At 65.0% G+C, this 23,958-nt stretch carries 20 protein-coding genes; 6 read left to right on the top strand and 14 right to left on the bottom strand.

Annotated elements, in window-relative coordinates:
• Positions 1–122: 122 nt before the first annotated feature.
• The 3 genes from AC5Y5O_RS17510 to AC5Y5O_RS17500 all read left to right on the top strand — a co-directional run bounded on the left by AC5Y5O_RS17510 (position 123) and on the right by AC5Y5O_RS17500 (position 3,628).
• Entirely contained in the window at positions 123–956 is an 834-nt protein-coding gene (locus AC5Y5O_RS17510; RefSeq protein ID WP_500026099.1) for a class I SAM-dependent methyltransferase, read from the top strand.
• Between the two features lie 137 nt (positions 957–1,093).
• Complete coding sequence (locus AC5Y5O_RS17505; protein ID WP_500026097.1) at positions 1,094–2,350, top strand: glycosyltransferase; 1,257 nt, start codon at positions 1,094–1,096, stop codon at positions 2,348–2,350.
• A 3-nt stretch (positions 2,351–2,353) separates the two neighbouring features.
• Complete coding sequence (locus AC5Y5O_RS17500) at positions 2,354–3,628, top strand: glycosyltransferase (RefSeq protein ID WP_500026095.1); 1,275 nt, start codon at positions 2,354–2,356, stop codon at positions 3,626–3,628.
• Positions 3,629–3,633: 5 nt separating this feature from the next.
• Here the strand turns inward: AC5Y5O_RS17500 and AC5Y5O_RS17495 are convergent, their stop codons facing one another.
• The 12 genes from AC5Y5O_RS17495 to mutA form a co-directional block, all read right to left on the bottom strand.
• Complete coding sequence (locus tag AC5Y5O_RS17495) at positions 3,634–4,434, bottom strand: class I SAM-dependent methyltransferase (protein WP_500026093.1); 801 nt, start codon at positions 4,432–4,434, stop codon at positions 3,634–3,636.
• 171 nt (positions 4,435–4,605) lie between these two features.
• Positions 4,606–5,412 (bottom strand): TylF/MycF/NovP-related O-methyltransferase, encoded by an 807-nt coding sequence (locus tag AC5Y5O_RS17490; protein WP_500026167.1) that lies wholly within the window; start codon positions 5,410–5,412, stop codon positions 4,606–4,608.
• A 263-nt stretch (positions 5,413–5,675) separates the two neighbouring features.
• Complete coding sequence (locus AC5Y5O_RS17485) at positions 5,676–6,953, bottom strand: glycosyltransferase (protein WP_500026089.1); 1,278 nt, start codon at positions 6,951–6,953, stop codon at positions 5,676–5,678.
• 309 nt (positions 6,954–7,262) lie between these two features.
• A complete protein-coding gene (locus AC5Y5O_RS17480) occupies positions 7,263–8,531 on the bottom strand; it encodes a glycosyltransferase (RefSeq protein ID WP_096286903.1) in 1,269 nt (422 codons plus the stop codon).
• A gap of 31 nt (positions 8,532–8,562) precedes the next feature.
• Positions 8,563–9,369 (bottom strand): TylF/MycF/NovP-related O-methyltransferase, encoded by an 807-nt coding sequence (locus tag AC5Y5O_RS17475; RefSeq protein WP_500026086.1) that lies wholly within the window; start codon positions 9,367–9,369, stop codon positions 8,563–8,565.
• A gap of 199 nt (positions 9,370–9,568) precedes the next feature.
• Positions 9,569–10,669 carry a class I SAM-dependent methyltransferase gene (locus AC5Y5O_RS17470; RefSeq protein WP_500026083.1) on the bottom strand — a complete coding sequence of 367 codons (1,101 nt, stop codon included), beginning with the start codon at positions 10,667–10,669 and terminating at the stop codon, positions 9,569–9,571.
• Between the two features lie 218 nt (positions 10,670–10,887).
• On the bottom strand, positions 10,888–12,009 hold the full coding sequence (locus AC5Y5O_RS17465) for an NAD-dependent epimerase/dehydratase family protein (protein WP_096286899.1): 1,122 nt from the start codon (positions 12,007–12,009) through the stop codon (positions 10,888–10,890).
• Positions 12,010–12,229: 220 nt separating this feature from the next.
• Entirely contained in the window at positions 12,230–13,219 is a 990-nt protein-coding gene (locus tag AC5Y5O_RS17460) for a sulfotransferase family protein (protein WP_500026079.1), read from the bottom strand.
• Between the two features lie 305 nt (positions 13,220–13,524).
• Complete coding sequence (lipL, locus tag AC5Y5O_RS17455; RefSeq protein ID WP_500026076.1) at positions 13,525–14,811, bottom strand: esterase/beta-lactamase LipL; 1,287 nt, start codon at positions 14,809–14,811, stop codon at positions 13,525–13,527.
• A 63-nt stretch (positions 14,812–14,874) separates the two neighbouring features.
• The gene (gene meaB, locus AC5Y5O_RS17450; protein WP_096286895.1) at positions 14,875–15,858 is read right to left on the bottom strand and encodes a methylmalonyl Co-A mutase-associated GTPase MeaB; all 984 of its coding nucleotides are present in this window, start codon (positions 15,856–15,858) and stop codon (positions 14,875–14,877) included.
• 82 nt (positions 15,859–15,940) lie between these two features.
• Entirely contained in the window at positions 15,941–18,196 is a 2,256-nt protein-coding gene (gene scpA, locus AC5Y5O_RS17445) for a methylmalonyl-CoA mutase (RefSeq protein ID WP_500026073.1), read from the bottom strand.
• Positions 18,197–18,200: 4 nt separating this feature from the next.
• Complete coding sequence (gene mutA, locus AC5Y5O_RS17440; RefSeq protein ID WP_500026071.1) at positions 18,201–20,072, bottom strand: methylmalonyl-CoA mutase small subunit; 1,872 nt, start codon at positions 20,070–20,072, stop codon at positions 18,201–18,203.
• A 192-nt stretch (positions 20,073–20,264) separates the two neighbouring features.
• Between mutA and AC5Y5O_RS17435 the strand changes: the two genes are divergently transcribed.
• From AC5Y5O_RS17435 to AC5Y5O_RS17425, 3 genes are read left to right on the top strand one after another with little or no spacing between them, the layout of a single operon-like run.
• Positions 20,265–21,026 carry a TVP38/TMEM64 family protein gene (locus AC5Y5O_RS17435; protein WP_423790874.1) on the top strand — a complete coding sequence of 254 codons (762 nt, stop codon included), beginning with the start codon at positions 20,265–20,267 and terminating at the stop codon, positions 21,024–21,026.
• A 49-nt stretch (positions 21,027–21,075) separates the two neighbouring features.
• Positions 21,076–22,074 carry a S1 family peptidase gene (locus AC5Y5O_RS17430; RefSeq protein WP_096286889.1) on the top strand — a complete coding sequence of 333 codons (999 nt, stop codon included), beginning with the start codon at positions 21,076–21,078 and terminating at the stop codon, positions 22,072–22,074.
• A gap of 36 nt (positions 22,075–22,110) precedes the next feature.
• Positions 22,111–22,431 (top strand): hypothetical protein, encoded by a 321-nt coding sequence (locus tag AC5Y5O_RS17425; protein ID WP_096286887.1) that lies wholly within the window; start codon positions 22,111–22,113, stop codon positions 22,429–22,431.
• 23 nt (positions 22,432–22,454) lie between these two features.
• On the opposite strand, the gene AC5Y5O_RS17420 is transcribed toward AC5Y5O_RS17425, so the two are convergent.
• The gene (locus tag AC5Y5O_RS17420; protein WP_096286885.1) at positions 22,455–22,811 is read right to left on the bottom strand and encodes a DoxX family protein; all 357 of its coding nucleotides are present in this window, start codon (positions 22,809–22,811) and stop codon (positions 22,455–22,457) included.
• A gap of 9 nt (positions 22,812–22,820) precedes the next feature.
• Positions 22,821–23,957, bottom strand: coding sequence for an SPFH domain-containing protein (locus tag AC5Y5O_RS17415; RefSeq protein ID WP_096286883.1), 1,137 nt, complete (start codon positions 23,955–23,957; stop codon positions 22,821–22,823).
• Position 23,958 lies beyond the last annotated feature (1 nt).

Raw genomic sequence — 23,958 nt, 5'->3', positions numbered from 1 at the left:
GCGAGGCGTCACGAGAACTGAGGAATATCAATTATTCGCGCCCGCCGCGGCCGGAGATGGCTATCCTTCTCGAGATCACTATTGATAAGTCCACTCGGGCTGGACGAAATTAGAGAGGCAAAATGAGTTTTCGCAGACGGTTATCGCAGTTCAAACCCGTGATTATCGCATACTCTGCCTGTACTTATCTTCTGCTGCAGGCGCAGGTCGCGCTGGCGGAGCGCCGCGACCGGGGAGGCGCACTGGATCCGGCCCAAGGACCCACCCCGCCCGCCCGACTGCGATGGCGAGTCCACGGGGGCCTGGACAGGAACGATTATCTTCAAACCGGCAAAGCGCTGGCGCAAAACATTCGGGACCTGTGTAGCGGAGCTGGCCGCGATTTCTCTTCATTCAATGATATTTTGGATTTTGGCAGTGGCTGCGGCCGCGTCGTACAAAATTTCCGAGACCCATCCGAATCCCATAATCTGTACGCAACCGACATAGACCCCGACCTTGTGGATTGGGGAAAAAACAACTTGAGCGGGATCCAGTGGAGCATAAACGACCACCTGCCGCCCTTGCCTTTTGACGACGACGCTTTCGATCTGATCTATGGCATATCGGTGTTTACCCACTTGGACGAAGATTTGCAACACGCGTGGCTGGGCGAACTGGCGCGGGTCGCACGGCCGGGTGCAACACTCATCTTGACGGTCCATGGCAAACAAGTGATGAGTGGCCTTCGTTTGTTGGACGATTCCTATCAAGACGGGATTCGAGAGCGAGGATTTGCTTTCCTCCGTTTGTCCAGGGGGCGTCTGAAAGCCGACGGATTTCCCGATTTCTACCAGACTGCATTTCACACCGAAGACTATGTTCGCACCGAGTGGACTAGGCATTTCGACGTAATAGATTACGTCGAACGCGGAATTGGCGGTCACCAGGACGCAGTGATTATACGCAAGCGCTGAGCCACCTGGCGGCTCAACGCTTAATCGACCACGGGCCGCCGCCGGACCGACTGTGCCCGGAGGCTGGTGGGCGGGAGGACCGGACATAATGGCCACGGGCGTCGCTGACCGCACGAACCGGAAAGGGAGGATCCGTCGTGAAGTTTGCTTTGGCGAGCTACGGCACGCGCGGCGATATCGAACCCAGCACCGCCGTGGGGCGCGAACTGCAGCGTCGAGGGCATGAGGTCCGGTTGGCCGTCCCGCCCAACCTGGTAGGCCTCGTCGAGTCGGCCGGGCTGGATGTGGTCCCGTACGGACCGGATCAGCAGCAGGGCTTCTGGGACGTGGATTTCCTCGGCAAGTTCTGGAAGGTCCGGGAGGTGATCGACTCGTGGCGACAAACGCAGGAGCTACTGCAAATTTCGCTGGGCGAGATGAGCACGACGCTGGTGACGCTTGCCGACGGGGCCGATCTGATGTTCACCGGCCCTGGTTTTCCCCAGGTGCCCGCCAATGTCGCGGAGTATCTCGGTATTCCGCTGGCAACCATGCATTACTTTCCGATGTTGCCTAACGGCCAGCTCTCTCCGGGCGTGCCGGCGCCGCTGGTGCGTACCGCGATGAGACTGCTGGACTGGCCGCAACGGCTCGTGACGAAAAAGGCCGAGGACGCACAGCGCCGGGCGCTGGGACTACCGAAGGCGACCGGTCCCGCACCGCGACGGATCACCGCACGCGGATCGCTAGAAATCCAGGCCTATGACCAGGTGTGCTTCCCGGGGCTGGCATCCGAATGGGCCAAATGGGGGGATCAACGGCCCTTCGTCGGCACGCTGACGATCGAGATGGCGACGGACGCCGACGAGGACGTCGCATCGTGGATCGCCGCCGGCACCCCGCCGATTTTCTTCGGCTTCGGAAGCACCACCGTCAAATCCCCTGCCGAGACAGTTGAGATGATCGGCGCGGCCTGCGCGCAGCTAGGCGAGCGCGCACTGGTGTGCTCCGGCTGGAGTGACTTCAGCGACGTGCCACAGCCTGACCACGTCAAAGTGGTTGGCCCGGTGAATTACGGGACGGTCTTTCCGGCCTGCCGCGCCGTCGTGCACCACAGCGGTGCCGGAACCACCGCCGCCGGGTTGCGCGCCGGGGTCCCGACGCTCAGCCTGTGGAGCCTGGGTGATCAAAGGATCTGGGCCGGCCAGGTCAAACGACTGAAGGTGGGCACCGCACGGCCCTTTTCGGCCACTACGCAACAAACACTGGTCAGCGACCTGCGCGAGATCCTCGCCCCCGACTTCGTCAGCCGAGCCCGCGACATCGCCACCAGGATGACCAAACCCGCCGAAAGCGCCGCCAAGGCAGCCGATCTCCTCGAGAATTTCGCCCGCGTACCGGCCGCGAAGAACTAGCTGATGAAATTTGTCCTGGCGAGCTACGGAACGCGCGGCGATGTCGAGCCGTCCGCTGCCGTTGGCCGCGAACTGCAGCGCCGAGGACACGAGGTGGCCCTGGCGGTCCCGCCGGGATTGCTGGACTTCACCGAGGACGTGGGGCTGGCGGCCGTGGCGTATGGGCCGCCGATCGAGGAATTCCTGGACGAGGATTTCCTGCGCAGTATGTGGACGGATTTCTTCCGCAGCGCGTGGACGATCACCGGGCCGATCAACGTAGTGCGCAAGGTCTGGGAGCCCATCATGGTGCACTGGGCCCAGGTGAGTTCGACGCTGATGTCGCTGGCCGGCGGGGCCGACTTGCTGTCCACCGGCATCAATTTCGAGCAGGCTGCCGCCAATGTGGCCGAGCACTACGACATTCCGTTGGCCACCCTGCATCACTTTCCGATGCGGGCCAACGGCCAACTGGTACCGACCATGCCGGCGCCGCTGGTGCGCTCCTCGATGACGGCGATCGAATGGCTGTTTTGGCGTGCGACGAAGAAGGTCGAGGACGAGCAGCGCCGCGCACTGGGGCTGCCGAACGCGACGGCTCGCTCACAGCGACGCATCGCCGACCGGGGATCCCTGGAAATCCAGGGCTACGACGCGGTGTGCTATCCAGGGCTGGCCGCCGAGTGGGCGAAATGGGACGGCCGTAGACCCTTTGTCGGGGCGCTGACAATGGAATTGGCCACCGATGCCGACGAAGGGGTCACGTCGTGGATCGCGGCGGGAACGCCCCCGATCTGCTTCAGCTCGGGCAGCATCCCGGTCGAATCTCCGACCGAACTGGTGGAGATGATCGGCACGACGTGCGCGGAGTTGGGTGAGCGAGCATTGGTGTGTTTCGGTGGCACCGACTTCACCGACGTGCCGCGCCCCGACCACGTCAAGCTGGTGGGCCCAGTCAACTACGCCACGATCTTCCCGGCCTGCCGCGCAGTGGTTCACCACGGCGGCTCGGGCACCACTGCCGCGAGCATGCGCGCAGGGATTCCCACGCTGATCCTGTGGAGCTCGGCCGATCAGCCGTACTGGGGAGCCCAGGTGAAACGGCTGAAGGTCGGTGCTGCGCGGCGCTTTTCGTCGGCCACGCAGGAAACGCTGATCGCGGATCTGCGCGAGATTCTGGCGCCGCAATACGCCACCCGCGCCCGCGAACTCGCGACCCGAATGTCCAAACCCGCCGAAAGCGTCGGCCGCGCTGCCGATCTTCTAGAAGATGCCGCGCGCAGAAATGCGTCTGCCTGAGCGCGTCACCGTGCCGGCTTGATCAGCAGGCCCTGCCCGGTGGGCAGCGCACAGATCACCACACCGAATTCTGCCGCCAAGGCATCCATCGCGGCACGCTGCTCGTCGCGCCCCCGATTCGCGTAGTCGTCGAGGAGCACGAAGGCACCCGGCGTGAGCCGCGGCCAGAAATGGCGCAGCGCCGCGACTTCTGGTGGCGCACAGTTCATGTCGACATGTAGGTACGCAATCGCCTGGGCTTCGACTTGGTCGAGAGTTTCCGGAACCGCACCGACGATGATGCGCTGGTTTTTCCACTGGGCGAAATTGGCGCGGACACCCTCGACTCCGCTGACGTACATCCCATTGCGCAGCTTCAACTGGCTTCGCTCATACTCGCCCGATTCGCGTTCCGCCTCTGTGACGAACCGCGAATCGATTCCGGCGAAGGTGTCGAGCAGATAGAACGTCTTGCCCAGGCTGTCCCAGTCGAGGTACTCCATGATGGCACTGCTCAAGAACCCATAGCTGACGCCACACTCGACGAAATCGCCGTCCAGCAGACTCGCGCTCTTGGCCGCCCAGAGCCCGACGTGCACTCGCCACTGCCACTGATACCAGTCCTGGTCGGGCAGGGCGCGAGCGCCACGTTTGTAAGCACGCTGGAATGCGGGGTCGTCCAGGAATGCATCGTTGTGGAAGCTGAGCAGGCCGTCGCTCGCGTAGACATCGGGCAGTACCTTGCGCGCCAGCCAATACTCACCGCGCACCCACCACATCAGCAGGCGAGTCTTGACGTCTAGACCGTTTGCCACGGCGGCAACCATAACATTGGCGCCGACCCCGTCTCCGGCGAATGGGATGGGTTCACCGGCAACTTAGTTGGCCGATTGCGTTGCACAGGATAACGCAAACACGTTCTTAGGCATGGGCTTACAGCGAACGGCGATGCCGCCGCTGATTGCGAAGCCGGATTCAGACTTAAGGCCGTGTGGTGGTTATGGCTTGCGCCACAGCACACCGGTGCCGTCGATTTCCTCGATTTCCGCGCTTATTCCGTGCTTCTCGCGGTAGTCAGTCACCGCTTGCTCACACGCTTTCAGGGCATAGTAGTCGTCAATGATGCAAAACCCGCCGGACGTCAACCGCGGATAGAGCGCATCGAGGGCCTGGATCGTCGATTCGTAGAGATCACCATCAAGCCGCAAGACGGCGATCTGCTCGATCGGGGCGTCGGCCAACGTGTCCTTGAACCACCCCGGCAGAAAGCGGACCTGCTCATCAAGCAATCCGTAGCGCTCGAAATTCGCCCTGACTTCGGCCTCAGGAATCCCCAGCACGTTCGCGTGCCGATGCAGCCGAATTCCCTTGTCTGCCTTGTAATTCGCCGTATCCGGAGGTGGCACACCCGCAAAAGAATCGCACAGCCACACCTGTCGCGTCACGTCGCCGTACGCGGACAATACAGCGCGCATCAAAATCGACGCGCCGCCGCGCCAGACGCCGCACTCGACCAGATCGCCGGCAATGCCGTCGGTGAGCACCGTCTCCACACACTGCTGCAAGCTGGTGAGTCGCTGCATGCCGATCATCGTCAGCGCGTCCGCCGGCCAATCCAGGCCCCGATCCCGCGCGTAGGCATTGAATGGACGCTTACGTACCAGCATGAAATTGCGAGCATTGAACAGGGGCCGCCCCAGCCGGTACAAGCCGACCGGCACCAATTCATCCTGACCATATCGAGTGAGGTCACGACGGAGCAGGTCAAGGTACGCAGACCGCGCGTCGGTATCAGTCACGGTCAAACGGCCCTCTTCTCGCATACCACTACTCCCAGTCATGGAGCCTAGACGCCCTCCGACGTCACCAACGTGTTCCACGGTCCTGCGTCAACTCCCCCGCTCAACTAGTCCCGCTCCCCTCACAAGGGCCCGAGACCGTAATAACCCCCAAAGCATGTTAACTGAGTACCGGGCACCTGACCGCCGAATCGAGGTGTGAAGTGCGACTTCGGCCGCCTACCCGAACGTACCCGGCATCGCGGGAGCGGCGCCGAGGCGCCCGCCGATCACGCAAAACGGCCCGAATGGGCGAAGCTCTCCAGCAGATCCGCGGCCCGCGTGACACTGTCCTCGGCCGACGTCATCTGGGTTGCCAGTGCCCGCGCCTTGGCAGCGCATTCCGCCGTGAGGATCTGCCGCAGGTCCTCGATCAGCGTGTCCTTCGTGGTCAGCGAAAACTTCCGGGCGGCGCCCACTTTCAGGCGTCTGAGGTGGCCGCCCCAGAACGGCTGATCCCCAGCCGTCCACAGGATCAGCGTGGGAATCCCGGCGCGCAGGCCCGCGGCCGTTGTGCCGGAGCCACCGTGATGCACCACCGCACGGCAGCTGGGGAAGACTTTCGCGTAATTCACCGCGCCGACCACCTTGACGTGATCGAAATGCGGCACCTCGCTGAAGTCGGCCCAACCGGCGCAGATCAGCGCCCGCTCGCCCAACTGCTCGCAGGCCGCGGCGATCATCTCGACGGTGTCGGCCGGCGTTTCGCTGACCGGCATGCTGCCGAAGCCAAAGCAGATCGGCGGTGTTCCGGCGTTCGCCCACGCCACGACATCGTCGTCGATATCCGTGGTGAGCCCCATCGTCAGGGCTCCGACAAACGGGCGGCGGTCGCCCCATTTCGCCCATTCGGCGGCCAGCCCGGGAAAGCACACCTGGTCGTAGGCCTGCAGTTCCAATGAGCCGCGTTGGGCGATCCGCTTCGGCGAGGCGCAGGTGGTTTTCGGCAGGCCGAGCTTACGCCGCTGGGCGTCCTCCGCCTTCTTGTTCATCCGCCAGACCATCCAGTCGTAGGCGGCCATACCGGTGCGTACCAGTGGCGCCGGAAGGTTTGGGATGAGCTGACCGTTGGGTCGCATCGGGATGTAATGCAGCACCGCCAACGGGATGTCGTAGTACTCCGCGACGTTGGTCGCGAGGTCCTGGTACAGCTGGCCGGTGAACAGCACGTCGGCCCCGGCCGTCAGCGCCGTCAGGGTTTCGCTCATATCCGTCCAGGACCGCAGCACGGGCTCCCAGGCTTCGCGCACCAATTCGATCGGACCCTTGATGGTCCAGAACGTGCGGCGGAACCTCGACCAGAAGCTGCGCAGGAACTCGTCGTCCCAGAACGCCTGCATATCCGGACCGTAGGCGACCGCGTCGAGTCCGGCCGTCTCGGCCAGGCCGAGGAGATTGGGCGGGATGGCCATGCGGACTTCGTGGCCTCTGCGCAACAGTTCGCGCCCAGCCGCCAGCGAGGGCTCGACATCCCCCCGAGTTCCGTAACATGCCAGAGCAAATTTCATCGCGAGGCTAGACCTATCACTTCCCGTCGACCTAGGCAAGCCCAGGCGAGCGCGTTTACTCCCGGTTCACGTCGGCTTTTGGCTGTCCCGATCAGCCGCAAATTCGCAGTCACCGCGAACGCATCAGCGTTCGCCGGTAATGAGTTCTGGTCGACCATCAGACACTGTGATCGGAAGGCTAATCGTTGTCGGCAAACTTGATATTCAACGACGTTACGCGACGGCGGATGTGAGCGCAGAAAAGAAATTCTGGCGAATGAAGCGGGACGCAGGCGATTGATCCCGCGCAATTCGCGGCTCCATTCCGGATTACGCAAGGTGCTTCGCGCGGGCAAAGTTTTCCACCAGATCTGCGGCAGCGCTGACGCTGTCGGCGGGTTTGGTCATTCGGGTGGCAAGCTCGCGGGCTCTCGTCGCGTATTCCGGGTCGAGGATGCGGCGCAGATCCGCGACCAGCGATTCGCGGTTCGTGCTCGAAAAACGCCGGGTGGTCCCCACTTTCAGTTTTTTGAGCTGGGACCCCCAGATTGTTTGGTTGGGGTCCATCGAAAGAATCAACGTGGGAACGCCCGCCCGCATGCTTGCCGCCGTGGTGCCGGAGCCGCCGTGGTGCACGACGGCGCGGCAGGCGGGAAAAACCTTCGCGTAGTTCACCGCGCCCACCACCTTGACGTGGTCGGGAAGGGCAACGCCGCTGAAGTCACTCCAGCCGGCGCACACCAGTGCCCGCTCGCCCAACTCCGCGCAAGCCGAACTGATCATCTCGATCGTGTCGGCCGGGGATTCCACTGCCATGCTGCCGAAACCAAAGCAGACAGGCGGTGTGCCCGCGGCGATCCAGGACACCACCTCGTCGTCGACCTCGGTCGTCAGCTCCATCGTCAGCGTGCCGACAAACGGGCGCTGGCCGTTCCACTTAGCCCATTCGTCCGCCAGCCCGGGAAAGCAAGCCTCGTCGTAGGCCTGGATTTCCAGGGATTGGCGCCGGGCGATGCGACCCGGTGAAGGTCCGGTTGCCTTGGGCAGTCCGAGTTCACGGCGCTGCGCGTCCTCGACCTTCTTGTTCAGCCGCCAGCAGAACCAGTCGAACGCCGTCATCGAGTAGCGGGCCAGCGGCGGCGGCAGGAACGATACGACCTGGCCGTTGGGCCGCATCGGGACGTGGTGCAGCGTCACCAACGGAAGGTCGTGGTACTCCGCGACGTTGGCGGCGGTTTCCTGGTAACTCAACCCAGCGAACAACAGGTCAGCGCCCTCGGCCAGCGACACCAGCGTGGTGTTCATCTGGGTCCAGCACTCGTCGCTGAGCTCCCACATCTCGTGCCACAGTCGTCTCAGCTGTCGGACCCGCCAGAACCTGCTGAAAAAGGACGTCCACAGATTGCGGTACACGTCCAGCCAAGTCCGCGTGTCCAGCCCGTAGGAGACCGCGGGAAGACCGGCCGTCTCGACGAATTCCATCAGGTCAGGCGCGACGGCCATTTGCACATCGTGTCCTCGGCGCTGCAGTTCGCGAGCGACAACGAGGGAGGGCTCGACATCGCCTCGCGTTCCGTAATTCGCCAGCACGAATTTCATTGCGAAATCAGGCCTTTGGGTTTGTGTGGCGTTATGGCTTGCGCCAAAGCACGCCGGTGCCGTCGATTTCTTCGATCTTGGCGGATATCCCATGCTTCTCGCGGTAGTCGGCCACCGCCTGCTCGCACGCTTTGAGAGCGTGGTAGTCGTCGATGATGCAATAGCCGCCGGACGACAAGCGCGGGTAAAGGGCGTCGAGGGCCTGAATCGTCGATTCATACAGATCGCCATCCAGCCGCAACACCGAAATCTGCTCGATCGGAGCGTCGGCCAACGTGTCCTTGAACCAGCCGGGGATAAACCGGACCTGATCATCGAGCAAACCATAACGCTCGAAATTCGCCCTGACCTCCGCCTCCGGAACGCCCAGGATCTTCGCGTGGCGGTGCAGCTTTATCCCTTTGTCGGCCTTATAGTTCACGGTGTCCGGGGGCGGTACACCGGCGAACGAATCACACAGCCACACCCTGCGGCTCCGATCGCCGTACGCCGAAAGAACCGCACGCATCAAGATCGAAGCGCCACCGCGCCACACGCCGCACTCGACCAGGTCACCGGGAACCCCATCGGCGAGCACCGTCTCGACGCACTGCTGCAGGCTGGTCAGCCGCTGCATGCCGATCATCGTCAAGGCGTCCGTCGGCCAATCCAGGCCGAGGTCCCGCGCATGCTGGTTGAACGGGTATCTGCGCACCAGCATGAAATTGCGGCTACTGAATACCGGCCGGCCCAAGCGGTACCACCCGACCGGCACGAGCTGATCCTGGCCGTACCGGGTGAGGTCGCGACGGAGCAGGTCGAGATACGCCGATCGCGAATCGCATTCAGTCGCGGTCAAATCTGCCCCCAATTTCCCATACCTCTAACTCCCATGTGTCAACCGGTTGTTCAGCCTAGACGCCCACCGACGGCGCCAACGCGTTTCGGGGTTTTCCCGCAAGCCGCCGGGGCAAACCGCCATCAGGCGACTTCCGCGTCCACGCCTCAGCTAACGGGCCCCGCAGCGTGTCGGAGTCTACCGTCAATCGCCGGCCAAACTAGCGCGTCCGCTCGAGCTTGCCCAGACCGGTGATCTCGAGACTGACCGACTTCCGCGACCCGGCCGCGCCGAGCAGGAAAATCACGTCGCTGATCGGAGCACCGAACCAAAATCGCCAAAACGGCTTTCGCAAGAACTTCACGGCGAAGCTGCCCTCGCCGATCAGCCAATACACCGGTATTGCGACCATGCGGTAGAAGATGCGTTTCCAACGGGCAGTGACCATCTCGAGATTCATCTCCATCATCTCGAGACCCCAGGCCCGGTATTGCCATTCCAGCTCGTAGCGAGACTGAAACTCGAAGAACGCCCGCATTTCGCCGTTGGTGACGAGGTACTCGTCGAAGACGAGGATCGACCCAGGAACGAAGTGTTCCTTGCACGTCTCCAGCGCGTGCAGGCAACTCTCATAGGTGTCCAGATCCATATGAAAGAGCCTGATCGGCGCATTTGGCCGATCGGCCAGAAACGGCGCGAGCGTGTCGTAGGTACTGCCCTTGATGAACTGGACTTTACGGCCGAGGGCGTCGGGCACGCCGTCGTGGAAAGTGACTCCGGTGTCTTGCATGAACCGTTGCGCAAACGGATCCGACAAGGAGAACGTTCCGCGCTTGACGACATGGTCCTCGAGTTTCCAGTCCTCAACCAGACCCTCGAAGCTGTCGAAGCCGTAAACCATTCGGTCGCTGGCATCGGATATCAGCCTCGTCGACCAGCCGATCCAGACGCCGAGGTCGAGGATCAGTTCGTCGGAGTCGCCCAGGGCCGGCCCGGCCAAGCCGGACGCCTCATACAGCAACGTGTGAGTTCGAATTCGGCGCGGCCGCAAATCTGCCATGGTCTGGCGAACGAAATCACCGTAGGCGTCGTCATAAATCCTGGTGTCCCGGGCGTATAAATTCGGAATGTAGCGATCCCGTCCCGGACGAAGAATGCGCGCACCTACCAGCAACACCAGAAGCACACCGAGAGGGATGAGGAGAGCCGGCACGAAATAGCATGCCGCAGCTACGACGAGCGCCGTGCCAAGGAGCAAAGCTTTCCACAGACGATGAACAGCCGTCCGCTCCACGTCTGCCCTGCCGACCACAACGCCCACCGGTTCACCTCCCTGTTCTGGCTAGACTAAGGCGAATCACTCCAAGTTATTGAATGAACCACACGATTGCCTGTAAGTCACCACGAGCCGCGTAGCTAACCCGACGCCGCCGCGTCCAAGCCAACCGGCTGGCCTGACCTTTGACCCAAGGCGGCAACGACAGAGTGCGGTGCGCGCACCAGCCGTTACCAACCACGCTGCATGACGTGCGGGTGCTGCTAATTCCGCCCGGCATGTTCGGCTACCGAGCGGTTCGAATCGAGTGTGTGATCGGTTGTCGCAGAACCAGATTCGCGTTGCTTGCCAATCCATTCCAGCAGTTTCTGCAAACCGTCGTCGAGCGTCCATTTCGGCCGCCAATCCAGCGCTTCTTTCGCGGGCTGAACGTCACAGCTCGCGGCACGCACATCGCCGTCGCGGAATTTCGATACGACGACCGGTTCGGGCGCACCGCAAACGGCGCTAATCGTTTGTGCCAGCTCATGAATCGTTGTCGGGGTACCTGATCCGATGTCCAGGCAGCGTTGCTCGGGCGCGGGTTGCTGTACCGCCGCGAACAGCGCGTCGATAACGTCGTCGATGAACACGAAATCGCGCACAATCCGGCCGTCTTCGTAGACCTCCAGCGAATGCTGCGCGCGAGCCAATCGCGCGAAGAGCGCGACTATTCCGGTATACGAATTGGTCAACGACTGGCCCGGCCCGTAAACGTTCTGCAAGCGCAGCACACTGACATTCGTGTCGTGCGCGGCGGCCCAGGCCGCCAAGGTGTGCTCCTGGGCGAGTTTGGTCGCCGCGTAGACATTGGTGGGTCGAGGCTCGGTTCGTCCAGCGCAGCTGGGCAGCGGCACCGCGGGCTCACCCGTCGGTCCTTGCGGATCCCAGTTGCCCGCCACCAGTTGCGCGTGGCTGCGTGGCCGCGGATAGAAGATGTGCCCGCTGCTCTGCCAAGCGCCTTCGCCGTAGACGGCCCTCGATGACGCCAGCACAAGCTGATCGGGCACGAATCCCGCCCGGCTCAAGCCGTCGAGCAACTGGGTGGTGCCCACGACGTTGACCGAGCCATGCCGCGTCGCCTCGGAGAGCGATTGCGCTGTTCCCGTCTCGGCGGCCAAATGGACGATCTGCGAAGGACGGAACAACCGGAGCACGGCATCCCAGTCGGGCGCATGGGTGACGTCGCCGGTGAACAACCGCACCGATGCCGGCAAGTCGATCGCCTGACCCGGGGCATGCACCTGCGGGTGCAGCACGTCCATCACCGCTACCTCGTAACCGGCCTTGACGAGACGGCGCGACAACGCAGACCCGATAAATCCAGCTCCACCGGTGATAAGCACGGATTGTGACAAGAGCCGAGGTCTCCCGTTCGTCAATGGGTCTGGTCGATCATATCGAGGAGTGCCCTGCGGCTAGTGGCATTCGCGATTTAGGTCCGCAGCTACCACGTGACCGACAGCGGGCGTGGTGCCGGTTCGCCGGGATCGCACTGCTCGTCCCGGATTGTGAACAGCTTCGTAATGCCTGCAGGACAAGCTTTTTCAGTGGCCTGGCAAACCGCTAGGCCCACGTCCCCCGCCGCCCGTGTGCCATCGCGACAAGCTCCATCATCGGAATCGCGATCGACGGGCGCAGGAAGCGGTAGAGGGGCTTCCTGGAAAGAGCCCGGAAATCCTCGAAGGCCGCGCACAACTCGTCGCTCGTGCGATACGACTCGAAAATGCGATCCAGTACGGCGGTGTGCAGCGGCTCGTCGTGCGCGGCCTCGCAGAGCGTGTGGTGGACGGTGGAAATCCAGTCCGCGCCGAGCCCTTTCACGCATCCGGAGTGTCGCTGGCGCCGCAGATCATCGGTGAGGAACTCCTCGATTGCGTCCTCTTGCTGCGTGTTCAGGTCGATGTTGAGCGTGGTGGCTATCCGCTTGACCTCCCGGCGCCAGTTGTCCAGGAAGTCGGCGTAGTCGACGAAGACACGCGGCAGGCCGCGCGTGTAGCGCTCCGCCAGAAGGCTGTATTTCAGCCACAGGGCACCCGAGAGCTCCCGCGAGACTTGCCAGGTCGCCGCGACGGACGAGATGACCTCCATCGGGTGGCGGACCGCGACGACTACCCCCACCTCGAAACCGGCCCGTCGCGCGGCGTCGAACCACAGCGGGGACAGCGTGGTTATCCGGGGTTCCTTGATCACCAGGACTGGCGCGGCGGGCAGCTTGGTCAGGTAGGCCTCGATCTGGCCGATACAGGCGGCCCTCTCCTTGGCGTCGAGCGCGTCGACGTGCATCGAGCACAGTGACGGATCGAACCAGGCGGTGCGCTGGCGATGCAGAATGGTTTCGTTGATGGCGATGGCCTTGCGCGGCTCCCAGTAGCCGCGCGGGTTGCCGGCGTCGGCGCCCAACATCCCGGCGGGCAACGCACCACCGGAGAGGGAAAGAACACGGGTAAGTGCCGACGTTCCGGACCGTTGCGGCCCCAATACGAAAAGGACGACCCCGCGATGCGCGCTCGTGGCCTTGCGCGCCCTCTTGGCCCGGCCGTCCGTCGCCGTCACGAACACGACTCCAAGCCGGCTGCGGAGGCCGTCCCACCGTGGTCGATCTGGCCCGCGGGGTGGCGGCGCGGCGCCCCCACCCCGTATATCGAGCCGCAACATCGACTTTCGATCATTACCGAAACTAATTTACGCGACTGCAGGGGAATCGCCACTTTAGCGGCGGTTGCGTCGTGGTGGGTACGCACGGGAAAGCCTTTCATTCGGCCCCCTACCTCGTGGTTCGTTGGCTGGTAACCGGGTGTTCACCATCGAGGGTTGCCCGATTTTACCGCCGCAGCCGAAGTTTCGCGCGGAAACGCGATTCAGCCAGCAACTGCTCCCGGCTCACTGAACGGCGCCCCGAACTCGGTGACCGGCCGGAAACCGCGCTTGCGGGCCTTCCCGACACCCACCCGGAGCAAGTTGCCCAACGTGGCCACGCCGGAGTGATCCAGCATCAGGAATGGCGACAGTAGCCGGTTGTGCACGAACGCGAACGCCAGCCCCGACGCGGGGTCGGCCCATCCGAACGATCCGCCCATTCCGACATGTCCGAAGCCCGGCATCACATTGCCGAACGGCACGGTGTGATAGCCGAGGTGGAATGACAAGGGCACCATGATGTTTCGGTCCCGCTTCAGGCTGCGTCGCCCCGTCAGCCCGGCGACGATCTCCGGCGACAGGAAGCGGATGCCGTCGATCTCACCGTTGTTAGCGATGGCGCCGTACATCCGCGCCAGCCCGCGAGCCGTCGCCACCCCGTTGGCCGCCGGCATCTCGGCGTCCAGCAATGGGATATCGCCCTGCACAGCGGCCATGACGCCGCGGAAGTACAGCGAGCGGAATCCACCCGAGAGCTCGGTGGCAACCTTGCGTGCCGCGTAGCCGATGACGGGGTTTCCGATGACGTTCTGCGGCATGATGATCTCGGCAACCTTGGTCGGCGCGCCGGCGGGTGGCCGGCCCAGGTGCATGCCATCGGTGCCCAGCGGCTCGGCCAGTTCCTCGCGGATCAGCGTGCGCATCCCCTTGCCGGTCACGGCGCGGGCCAGGCCAGACATCAGCCAGCCAAAGGTCAGGGCGTGGTAGGCCGGTTTGCCCAGAAACCGTCCGGGCGACGCCGCGGCCAGCCGCTCTTCCATGATCAGGTGATCCAGCAGGTCGTCCTGCGTGGCGCCGCGCAAGCCCGACAGACCGCCGCGGTGTCTCATCACCTCGCGGACGGTGAGCGTCGACTTCCCGTTGGCCCCGAACTCACGCCAGTACTGGGCCACGGGCGCTTCGTAGTCGATCAGCCCCCGGTCCGCGAGCCGGTGGATGACCGTCGCGGCCATCCCCTTGGTCGCGGAGAAAACCATCGGAGCCCGGTCGGCGGTCCAGGGCACCTTGCCCGCCCGGTCCGACCAGCCCGTCCACACGTCAACGACTGGTTGGCCATCGAGGTATACCGCCAGCGCTCCACCACCGAAGCGGCGACCGGGGAACAGGCTCGAAAAGCCGCGCACAACGCAAGAGAAGTTTGGGTCCACCGCACCGAACACACGATGACCTGCGTCAGGGACATCGCGGGAGGCGTTCGTGCGGCGATCGACCCCGTTGTCTACCGTCACGATTTTGAATTTACTTCGGATCAGCCCGGCTGAGGCGCAAACACGGATTAATTTACCTTTCCGTTAGCGCGACGCCGCGTCTAGTATTTGCTGGGCCGCCAGCGCGGGGGTCAGCTCGCCGGCTTTGACCTGCCGCTCCAGCTCGGCGCGCATGTTGCGCACCGCCGGATTGGACAGCACCCGATCCAGGACCGTGTCGCGGACCATCTGCCAGGTCCAGTCGACTTGCTGATCACGCCGACGGGCTTCGAACTCTCCAGCCTCGGTGAGCACCCGGCGGTGACGCTCGACGGTGTCCCACATCTCGGCCAGTCCACTCCCCTCAACCGCGCTCATCGTGAGAACCGGTGGCCGCCATAGAGTTTCGCGTGGATAGATCAGTCTGATCGCCGACGACAGCTCCCGGGCGGCTTTGCGCGCCTCGGGCAGGTGCTCGCCGTCGGCCTTGTTGACCACGACAATGTCGGCCAGTTCCAGCACGCCCTTTTTGATGCCTTGTAGCTGGTCGCCGGTGCGGGCCAGAGTCAGCAACACGAAGGTGTCGACCATGTTGGCCACGGCCACCTCGGACTGGCCCACGCCGACGGTTTCGATCAGGATCACGTCGAAACCCGCCGCCTCCAGCAGAACGACAGTCTCCCGGGTGGCCTTTGCTACACCACCCAAAGTTCCCGATGTCGGCGATGGCCGGATGTAGGCGTCCGGGTGCGCCGCCAGGCGTGACATCCGGGTCTTGTCGCCGAGGATCGAGCCGCCGGTCCGCGTCGAGGAGGGATCGACCGCCAGGACCGCCACCTGGTGGCCGCGGTCGATCAGGTGCATGCCCAGCGCTTCGATGGTGGTGGACTTTCCGACCCCCGGCACCCCGGTGATACCCACTCGATGGGCATTTCCGGAGTCGGGCAGCAATTCCAGCAGCAACTGCTGGGCCCGCTCACGATGGTCGGCCCGGGTGGACTCCAGCATCGTGATGGCTCGTGGCAGCGCCGCACGATCGCCGCTGCGAATAGCCTGGGCCAGTTTGTGAGCCGCGTCCTGGGAGGTCATGGACACCCCAAACCCGCGAAAGTGCAACTGGGAACGCATTTCGCGAGTAACGGCGTCCCTGGTTGCACTTTCGCAGCGGTCTTCACTGATCCAGCGAGTACCCGAGCCGCTCGGCGAGCTTGTGCAGCAAGCCGATTGCGGCGTCGGCGATCACCGTGCCGGGCGGGAAGATGGCCGCCGCACCCGCCTGGTAAAGCTCGTCGAAGTCCCCGGGCGGGATCACGCCACCGACCACGATCATGATGTCGGGCCGGCCCGCTTCGGCGAGCGCGTCGCGCAGCGCGGGAACCAGGGTCAGGTGTCCGGCGGCCAGCGAGGACACGCCGACCACGTGCACATCGTTGTCGGCGGCCTGGCGGGCGACTTCCTCCGGTGTCGAGAACAGCGATCCGACGTCCACGTCGAATCCGATGTCGGCGAATGCCGTCGCGATCACCTTCTGCCCGCGATCGTGGCCGTCCTGGCCCATCTTGGCCACCAGGATCCGCGGCCGGCGGCCGTCGGCCTCGGCGAACTTCTCGACTAGTTCGGTGGCGGTTGCCATGTTGGGAGCCTTTCCGGCTTCGTCGCGGTAGACACCGGCGATCGTGCGGATCTCCGCCTGGTGGCGGCCGTAAACCTTCTCCAGTGCGTCCGAGATCTCCCCGACCGTGGCCTTGGCCCGCGCGGCGTTGATCGCCAGCGCCAGCAGGTTGTTGCCCAGGCCGTCTTCCCCGGCCCGGCCGTGCGCGGCGGCGGCCCGGGACAGATCGGCCAGTGCGGCCTCGATGGCCTGCGAATCCCGGTTCGCCCGTAGGTCTTTCAACTTCGCCAGCTGTTCGGCGCGCACCCGGCTGTTTTCGACTTTGAGGACCTCGACCTCCTGGTCCTCCTCGATCTGATACTTGTTGATCCCCACCACGGGCTGGACGCCCGAGTCGATCCGGGCCTGGGTGCGTGCGGCGGCCTCCTCGATGCGCAGCTTGGGAATGCCGTCGTCGATGGCCTGGGCCATACCGCCGTGCTCGGCGACCTCGGCGATGTGGGCCCGCGCGCGCTGCGCGAGCTGATGGGTCAGCCACTCGACGTAATAGGAGCCGCCCCACGGGTCGATCGGCCGCGTGGTGCCAGACTCCTGCTGCAGCAGGAGTTGGGTGTTACGGGCGATCCGCGCGGAGAAGTCGGTGGGCAGCGCCAGCGCCTCGTCGAGCGCGTTGGTGTGCAGCGACTGGGTGTGGCCCTGAGTCGCCGCCATCGCCTCGATACAGGTCCGGGCGACATTGTTGAAAGCGTCCTGCGCGGTCAGCGACCAGCCCGAGGTCTGCGAGTGTGTGCGCAGCGAAAGCGATTTCGCGTTCTTGGGGTTGAACTGGCTGACCAGCTCGCTCCACAGCAACCGGCCCGCACGGAGTTTGGCGACCTCCATGAAGAAGTTCATCCCGATGCCCCAGAAGAAGGACAGCCGCGGCGCGAACTTGTCGATGTCGAGGTCGGCGTCCAGGCCGGCCTTGATGTAGTCCACACCATCGGCCAACGTGTAGGCCAGCTCCAAATCCGCTGTGGCACCGGCCTCTTGGATGTGATAGCCGGAGATGGAGATTGAGTTGAACTTCGGCATCTTGGCGCTGGTGTATCCGAAGATGTCGGAGATGATTCGCATCGACGGCTTGGGCGGATAGATGTAGGTGTTGCGCACCATGAACTCTTTGAGGATGTCGTTCTGGATGGTGCCGGCCAGCTTCTCCGGCGGCACCCCCTGCTCCTCGGCGGCCACCACGTACAGCGCCAGGATCGGCAGCACGGCCCCGTTCATGGTCATCGACACCGACACCGACGACAGGTCGATACCGTCGAACAGCTGTCGCATATCCAGGATGGAATCGATTGCTACACCGGCCATTCCGACGTCACCCTGAACGCGGGGATGGTCGGAGTCGTATCCGCGGTGAGTGGCCAGGTCGAAGGCCACCGACAGGCCCTTCTGGCCGGCGGCCAGGTTGCGGCGGTAGAACGCGTTGGACTCCGCGGCGGTGGAGAAGCCGGCGTATTGGCGAATTGTCCACGGCTGGTTGACATACATCGTCGGGTACGGGCCGCGCACGAACGGCGGTTCACCGGGGAAGCTGTTCAGCGGGTAGCCGTCGGCTTCGACGGCCGCACGGTCGGCCGCGATGTAAACCGGTTTGACCGCAATGTCTTCCGGCGTATGCCACACCAATTGATCGGGGGTGTACAAGTGCGCCTCGGCGGCCGCGGCGACATGCTTGTCCACGGCGGCTTCGGTGGGCTGCTGCCCCTCGCGGTCGCCGTGCAGCGGGATGTCGGCGAAGCTGCCGATCACAGGAGTCGACGTCGTCATCGTGTTACGCCCCCAACCGAGTGAGCAGATCCGAAAGCGCTTCGATCGCATTGATTTTGGCTGTCAGGTATTCGTCGGGCCGGTGCCCGGGATCGGTATCGGCGACCGCCTTTTCCGGTCCGGCCAAGTAGACCCGCGATACTCCGGCGTTGCGTGCCGCGTCGACGATAGCGGCCGCCTCGGTCGCGTAGCGCTTGTCGGTGCCGCAGATCACCGCTGCGGCTGGCGATCCCGCATCGGACACCGCCGCGGCGACCCCATCCGCGTCGAGGGTTCCCGGGTTGACCGCCTCGATGCCGCCCGACGCCAGCAGGTTCGCCGCGAATGTGGTGCGGATGTTGTGCTCGGCCAGCGGGCCCAGCGGAAGCAGCAGCGCCTTGGGCCGGGCATCGGTGCGGGCCAGGAAGGCGTCCGAGCGGTCGCGCAAGGTCTCGAATCCCGCGGCGTAGCGCTGCAAGTTTCCGACGTCGGGTTGGCCGATCGAATCACTTTGCGGCAGTGCAGGTTCGGACAGGTTTGGGAATTCATTGACGCCGGTGATCGCGGTGCGTCGATGCGCGATGTCGTCGGCACGGCGGGCGGCGATGTCGGCGATCTGATCGGCGATGTAGTCATGAGCGTCGACGAATCCGCCGCGACCCTCGATGGCCTGGAAGTGTTCCCAGGCGCCCTCGGCAATGCGTTGCGTGAGGTCTTCGACGAACCACGAGCCACCGGCGGGGTCCAGCACCCGGCCGACGTGCGACTCCTCCAGCAGCAGCAGCTGGGTGTTGCGCGCGATGCGCCGGGCGAAGCTTCGTGCCGTACCGGGAAAGCCACCCGGGATCGCGATGTCGAACGGGAAGACGAGCACGGTGTCGACGCCGCCGACACCGGCGCCGAACGCGGCCAGCGTGCAGCGCAGCATGTTCACCCAGGGATCGCGCTGGGTCATCATCGGCAGCGACGTCTCCGCGTGCACGATCGCCCCACCCGCGTCAGGCTCCCCGACGACCTCGGCGACCCGCGCCCACAGTTGACGCACCGCACGCATTTTCGCGATCGTCATGAACTGGTCGTCGTCGGCGGCCAACCGGAAGCTGATCTGGCCCAGCGCCCGGCGGACCGGCATCCCCGACTCGGTGAGCACCCGCAGATAGGCGACCGCGGCCCCGACACTGGCGGCCAGCTCCCAAGTCGTGTTGGCGCCCAGATTGTGGAACGCGGGCCCGTCGACCGTGATCGCCCGCACGCCGTGATCGCCGGTCACCCGCGACGCGACCGCGACGACGTCGTCGATCGTCGGCGCGGGGCGTCCGCTGTGCGCCGCGGTCAGCGGGTCGGCGCCCAAATCTATCGAGAGGGTGGCGCGTTGGCCGGATTCGACCTCGGCCACCAGGGCCAGCATCGCGTCGGCCGCCGCCGCGTAGTCCGCGCCGGCCTCGAGGATGATCGGCGCCATGCTCAGGTAGACACCCGCGAGCAGCCCTTCGAGCTCCTGGGGAGCCACGCCGCCCGCCCCGACTCGCAGCAGTAGCGCGCTGACCCCGTCACCGAGCGAACCCAGCACGGCCGCGTTCGTTTCCGCGGCGCTGGCACCGGCGGACGGGAATGCCTCGACGACCTTCCAGCCGGACTTGACGTCGCGGAAGGGGTCCGCCCCGCGCAGGTAGGGCCACTGGCCGGGCAGCGACGGCTCGGGCAGCTCGTCGAACGCGGTGTAGAGCGGACGAACGGCGAAGCCGTCGTAGGTCGGGGTGTCCAGCAGCTGTTCGGGTTCTTGCCCCAACTCGGCGGGTTCCTTGCGGGTGCTCTTGGCAAGCACACCGGCAACCGCGGTGCGCCAGCGCTCGCGAACCTGTTCCAGGTCGGCGAGCTCGGGTACATCAATGGACACCGACTGCTCCTGTTTTCGCAGCTATTGGCAACGTTGCTTGAGGTTGCGGAGGACACGCGACTCGCTAATCAGGCTAATTGATTGCCCCCGCCGTCAAAAAACCGTGCGGTGGAATCGGTCGGTCCAGGTTGTCGGCGAAACACCAAGCCGGGGATACAAGTTATTCATATCCGGCCCGTAACGTTGAGTGGCGTGACGGGCCCGGCCACCGCCAAAACCACCAGTACGCTGCGCAGTCTCAGGCGCGCGCTGGCGATGAGCGTGCGCCAGCTGTCCCGGCCGCGCGCCATCGCGGCAGTGGTCGGTATCACAATCGCGGTGGCCGTGGCGCTCTGGGTTCCGCTGCCCGGCGCGGTGCAGTTGCGCGATTGGGCACAATCGCTGGGCCCGTGGTTTCCGCTGGCGTTTCTGCTCGCACACATCGTCGTCACGGTGGTGCCGGTGCCCCGCACGGCGTTCACCCTGGCCGCGGGTCTGCTGTTCGGGCCGGCCCTGGGCGTGCTGATCGCGGTGGTCGCCAGCACGGCGAGCGCGGTGCTGGCGCTGGTGTTGGTGCGCGCCGCGGGATGGCGGCTGTCGCGGCTGGTTCGTTACCGGGCGATCCACCGGGCCGACGAGCGCCTGCGCGAGCGGGGCTGGGTGTCGGTCGTGTCGCTGCGGTTGATTCCGGTGCTGCCATTTTCCGTCGTGAACTACGCAGCCGCCGCATCCGCCGTCGGCATCCTGCCGTACACGCTGGCCACGCTGGCCGGCCTGCTACCCGGCACCGCCGCGGTCGTGTTTCTCGGCGACGCGCTGGCCGGTCACCCGAGCCCGCTGCTGTTCGCGGTGTCGTTGGTCACCAGTGCGCTGGGGCTCACCGGGTTGTTCCTCGAGATACGTCATTACCGCCGGCACCACCACCGCGCGCCGCATCCTGACGAACCCGCGTCGGAACCGGCTATTTTCAGCTAACTGCGCCGTTTTCTTGAGCGCGCCGCCGCTTGCCTGAAAGATCTATTCAATGGAGCGGGTCTACGCGCAGCAGCTGGCAAGTTTCAGCTTGCAGCCGTCGCGGGCCGGTCTGCTCGTGCTCCTGCTCGGCGCGCTGGCGTCGGTGGCCGTCGCGGTGTTGTCCTTCGTGCTCGACCGGATCAAGCTGTATCGCGTGCCGGCCGGCAGCGTCCTCGCCTCACCGGTGATGCGCTACCCGCCGGTGGCACGGGCGCGGCCGCACGCCTCGTGGGTGACGATCGGTGCAGCGCTCGCCGCCGTTGTGTGTATTACGGCCATCTGGCTGGCGCCCAAGAATTTCGAGCACACCATGGAACCGTCGCAGCCCGAGCTGACACCCATCGCGTTGCCCGCGTCCGCTGCCGCGGGCCCGGGGGCGGGCATCTACGTCGAATACACCGACGGTTCTGGTGGAATGGGTTGCACCGCTGGGTTTTTGGTGCGCACCAGCAGTGGCCAGGCGGGTGTTCTCACCGCGGGTCACTGCAATCGGTCCCGGCAACAGAGCAAGGTCGTGATGAACCTCGCCGGGATCCTCCCGTACGCGAAGTTGGGCACGTTCGTCCAGACCGTCAACGAGGGCGTCCACGACGAGCAGCACGACATCGGCCTGATCGTGCTCGACGGCGACCATGTCCCGCAGAGTCCGGCCATCGCCGCCGCGTTGCCGATCACGGGGGTCACCACCGAGCTGTCGGTCGGACAGCAGCTGTGCAAGTACGGCATGAGCAGTGGCGAGGCCGAATGCGGCGCGATCCTCGACGTCACCGAGAGCAAGGTCTCGTTCGCGGCGGGCGGCCAATGCGGTGATTCCGGCGGCCCGGTCTACCTCATTCGAAACGACGGCACCGCCACCGCGGTCGGCATCGCCATTCGGGGCAGCAATCCCGCCAATCCCGCCGCCGGGTGCCTGGCCCCGGCGGAATTCTCCGTTGCCGAACTTGTGCAGCCGTGGCTCGACCAATGGCATCTGACCGCCATGACCGCACCACCATCCGGACCGCGCTGACGACCATTCTCGACACGACGAGCACTGGGGTGCGACATGACGTCCGACGACAGCCACGCCGGCGCACCCGCGCGGCGCTTTTCCACGGCCGCGCTGGTCGCCGCCGGGCTGGCAGGGCTGATCGTCGGCGCTATCGCCGCTTTCGCCATTACCGGCCTGGTGTTTACGATCCGCGTCCAGCTGCCCCCGCCGCCGTATCCACCGCCGTTTTCCTCCCAGACGCCGGGGTATCCCGCGCCGCCTGCGCCCACCGGAGTGGCGCCGGCGCCCAGCGTGGTGCCGATGCCGCCATTGCCGCCGGGGCCGCACGCGCAGCCGTCGTCGACTCCGCTCGAACCGGCCTTGCCGCAACCGTGACCTTCAGCGGCCCCCTGAGCTAACTAACTCTGATCCGGTCCCCGAACCGTCATCGCGGCGACCAGGGCCAGAAACACTGCAGCCGGCAGACCGTTGACGACCTTGTCGCGCACTCGCACGTGCGCGGCCACCGCCAGGGCGAAGTACAGCGTCAGCATCGCCGTCGTCAGCCTCGCCAGCGCGGGGAAACGGGTGACCGACAGCAAGCCGACCGCAGCGGCGGACTTCACCACCGGAAGCACGGGCCTGACGTTCTCCGGGAGTCCGACGTCATCCAGAATTTTCCTGATCGGGGCGATCTGGACACCGCACAACACCGCGTCGACGGCGTGAAACGCACCCAGCGCCGTATACGTCTTCGGGGAAGTCACAACACTCATCTGACAATCCTATTGCGTCAATTCGGGTGGCTGGCCGTCGATCGGCTGGCGGGCTATCGCCTCGGCCTTGGCGACCGCCTGGGCGATCTTGGGGTCGGTCTCGGTGGAGAACCAATCGGCCACGTCGGCATCGTCCGCGGCGGGGGCGTGCTGGGGCACGTCCTCGACCGGCGACGGCTCGAACCGGAACACCCCGTCCTCGCCGGGCGTGCCCAGCAGTTTGGTGAAACCCTGTAGCGCCGCGCTGAAGTCGCTGGGCACCACCCACACCTTGTTGGCACTGCCCTGCGCCATTTTCGGCAGGGTCTGCAGGTACTGATAGGCCAGCATCTCCGGAGTGGGCCGGCCGGCCTTGATCGCAGCGAACGTCTTCTCGATGGCCTTGGCCTGGCCTTGCGCCTGCAGGTAGGCCGCGGCCCGCTCACCCTGAGCGCGCAGCATCCGGGATTGCCGGTCCGCCTCGGCGGCCAGGATCGCGGCCTGCTTGGCGCCCTCGGCGGCCAGGATCTGCGCCTGCTTGGCACCCTCGGCCTGTTTGATCGCCGCCTCCCGGGTGCCTTCCGCGGTCAAGATCATCGCCCGCTTCTCCCGGTCCGCCTTCATCTGCTTCTCCATCGATGCCTGGATCGACGGCGGCGGGTCGATGCTGCGCAGCTCGACCCGGGCGACGCGCAGGCCCCAGCGACCGGTCGCCTCGTCGAGCACACCGCGCAGCTGTCCGTTGATCTGGTCGCGCGAGGTCAGAGTCTGCTCCAGCGTCATACCGCCGACGACGTTGCGCAGCGTGGTCGTGGTGAGCTGCTCGACGCCGACGATGTAGTTGCTGATCTCGTAGACGGCCGCCTGCGGAACGGTGACCTGGAAATAGACCACGGTGTCGATGTTGAGCGTCAGGTTGTCCTCGGTGATCACGGGCTGCGGCGGGAACGACACCACCCGCTCGCGCAGATCAACCCGGGCCCGGACGCGATCGATGAACGGCACCAGCAGCGTCAGCTGCCCGCTGACCGTGCGGCTGTACCGACCCAGACGCTCGATCACCGCGGCTTCGGCCTGCGGTATCAGCGCCACGGACTTGGCCACCACGATGATCGCGAAGATCACCAGAACGGCCAGCAACACCAAACCCGCAACCGCACCTTCCACC

Source organism: Mycobacterium sp. NGS40 (assembly GCF_059812735.1).
Note: the sequence above shows the minus strand (reverse complement) of the source record. Positions and strands in the feature narration are given on the sequence as shown.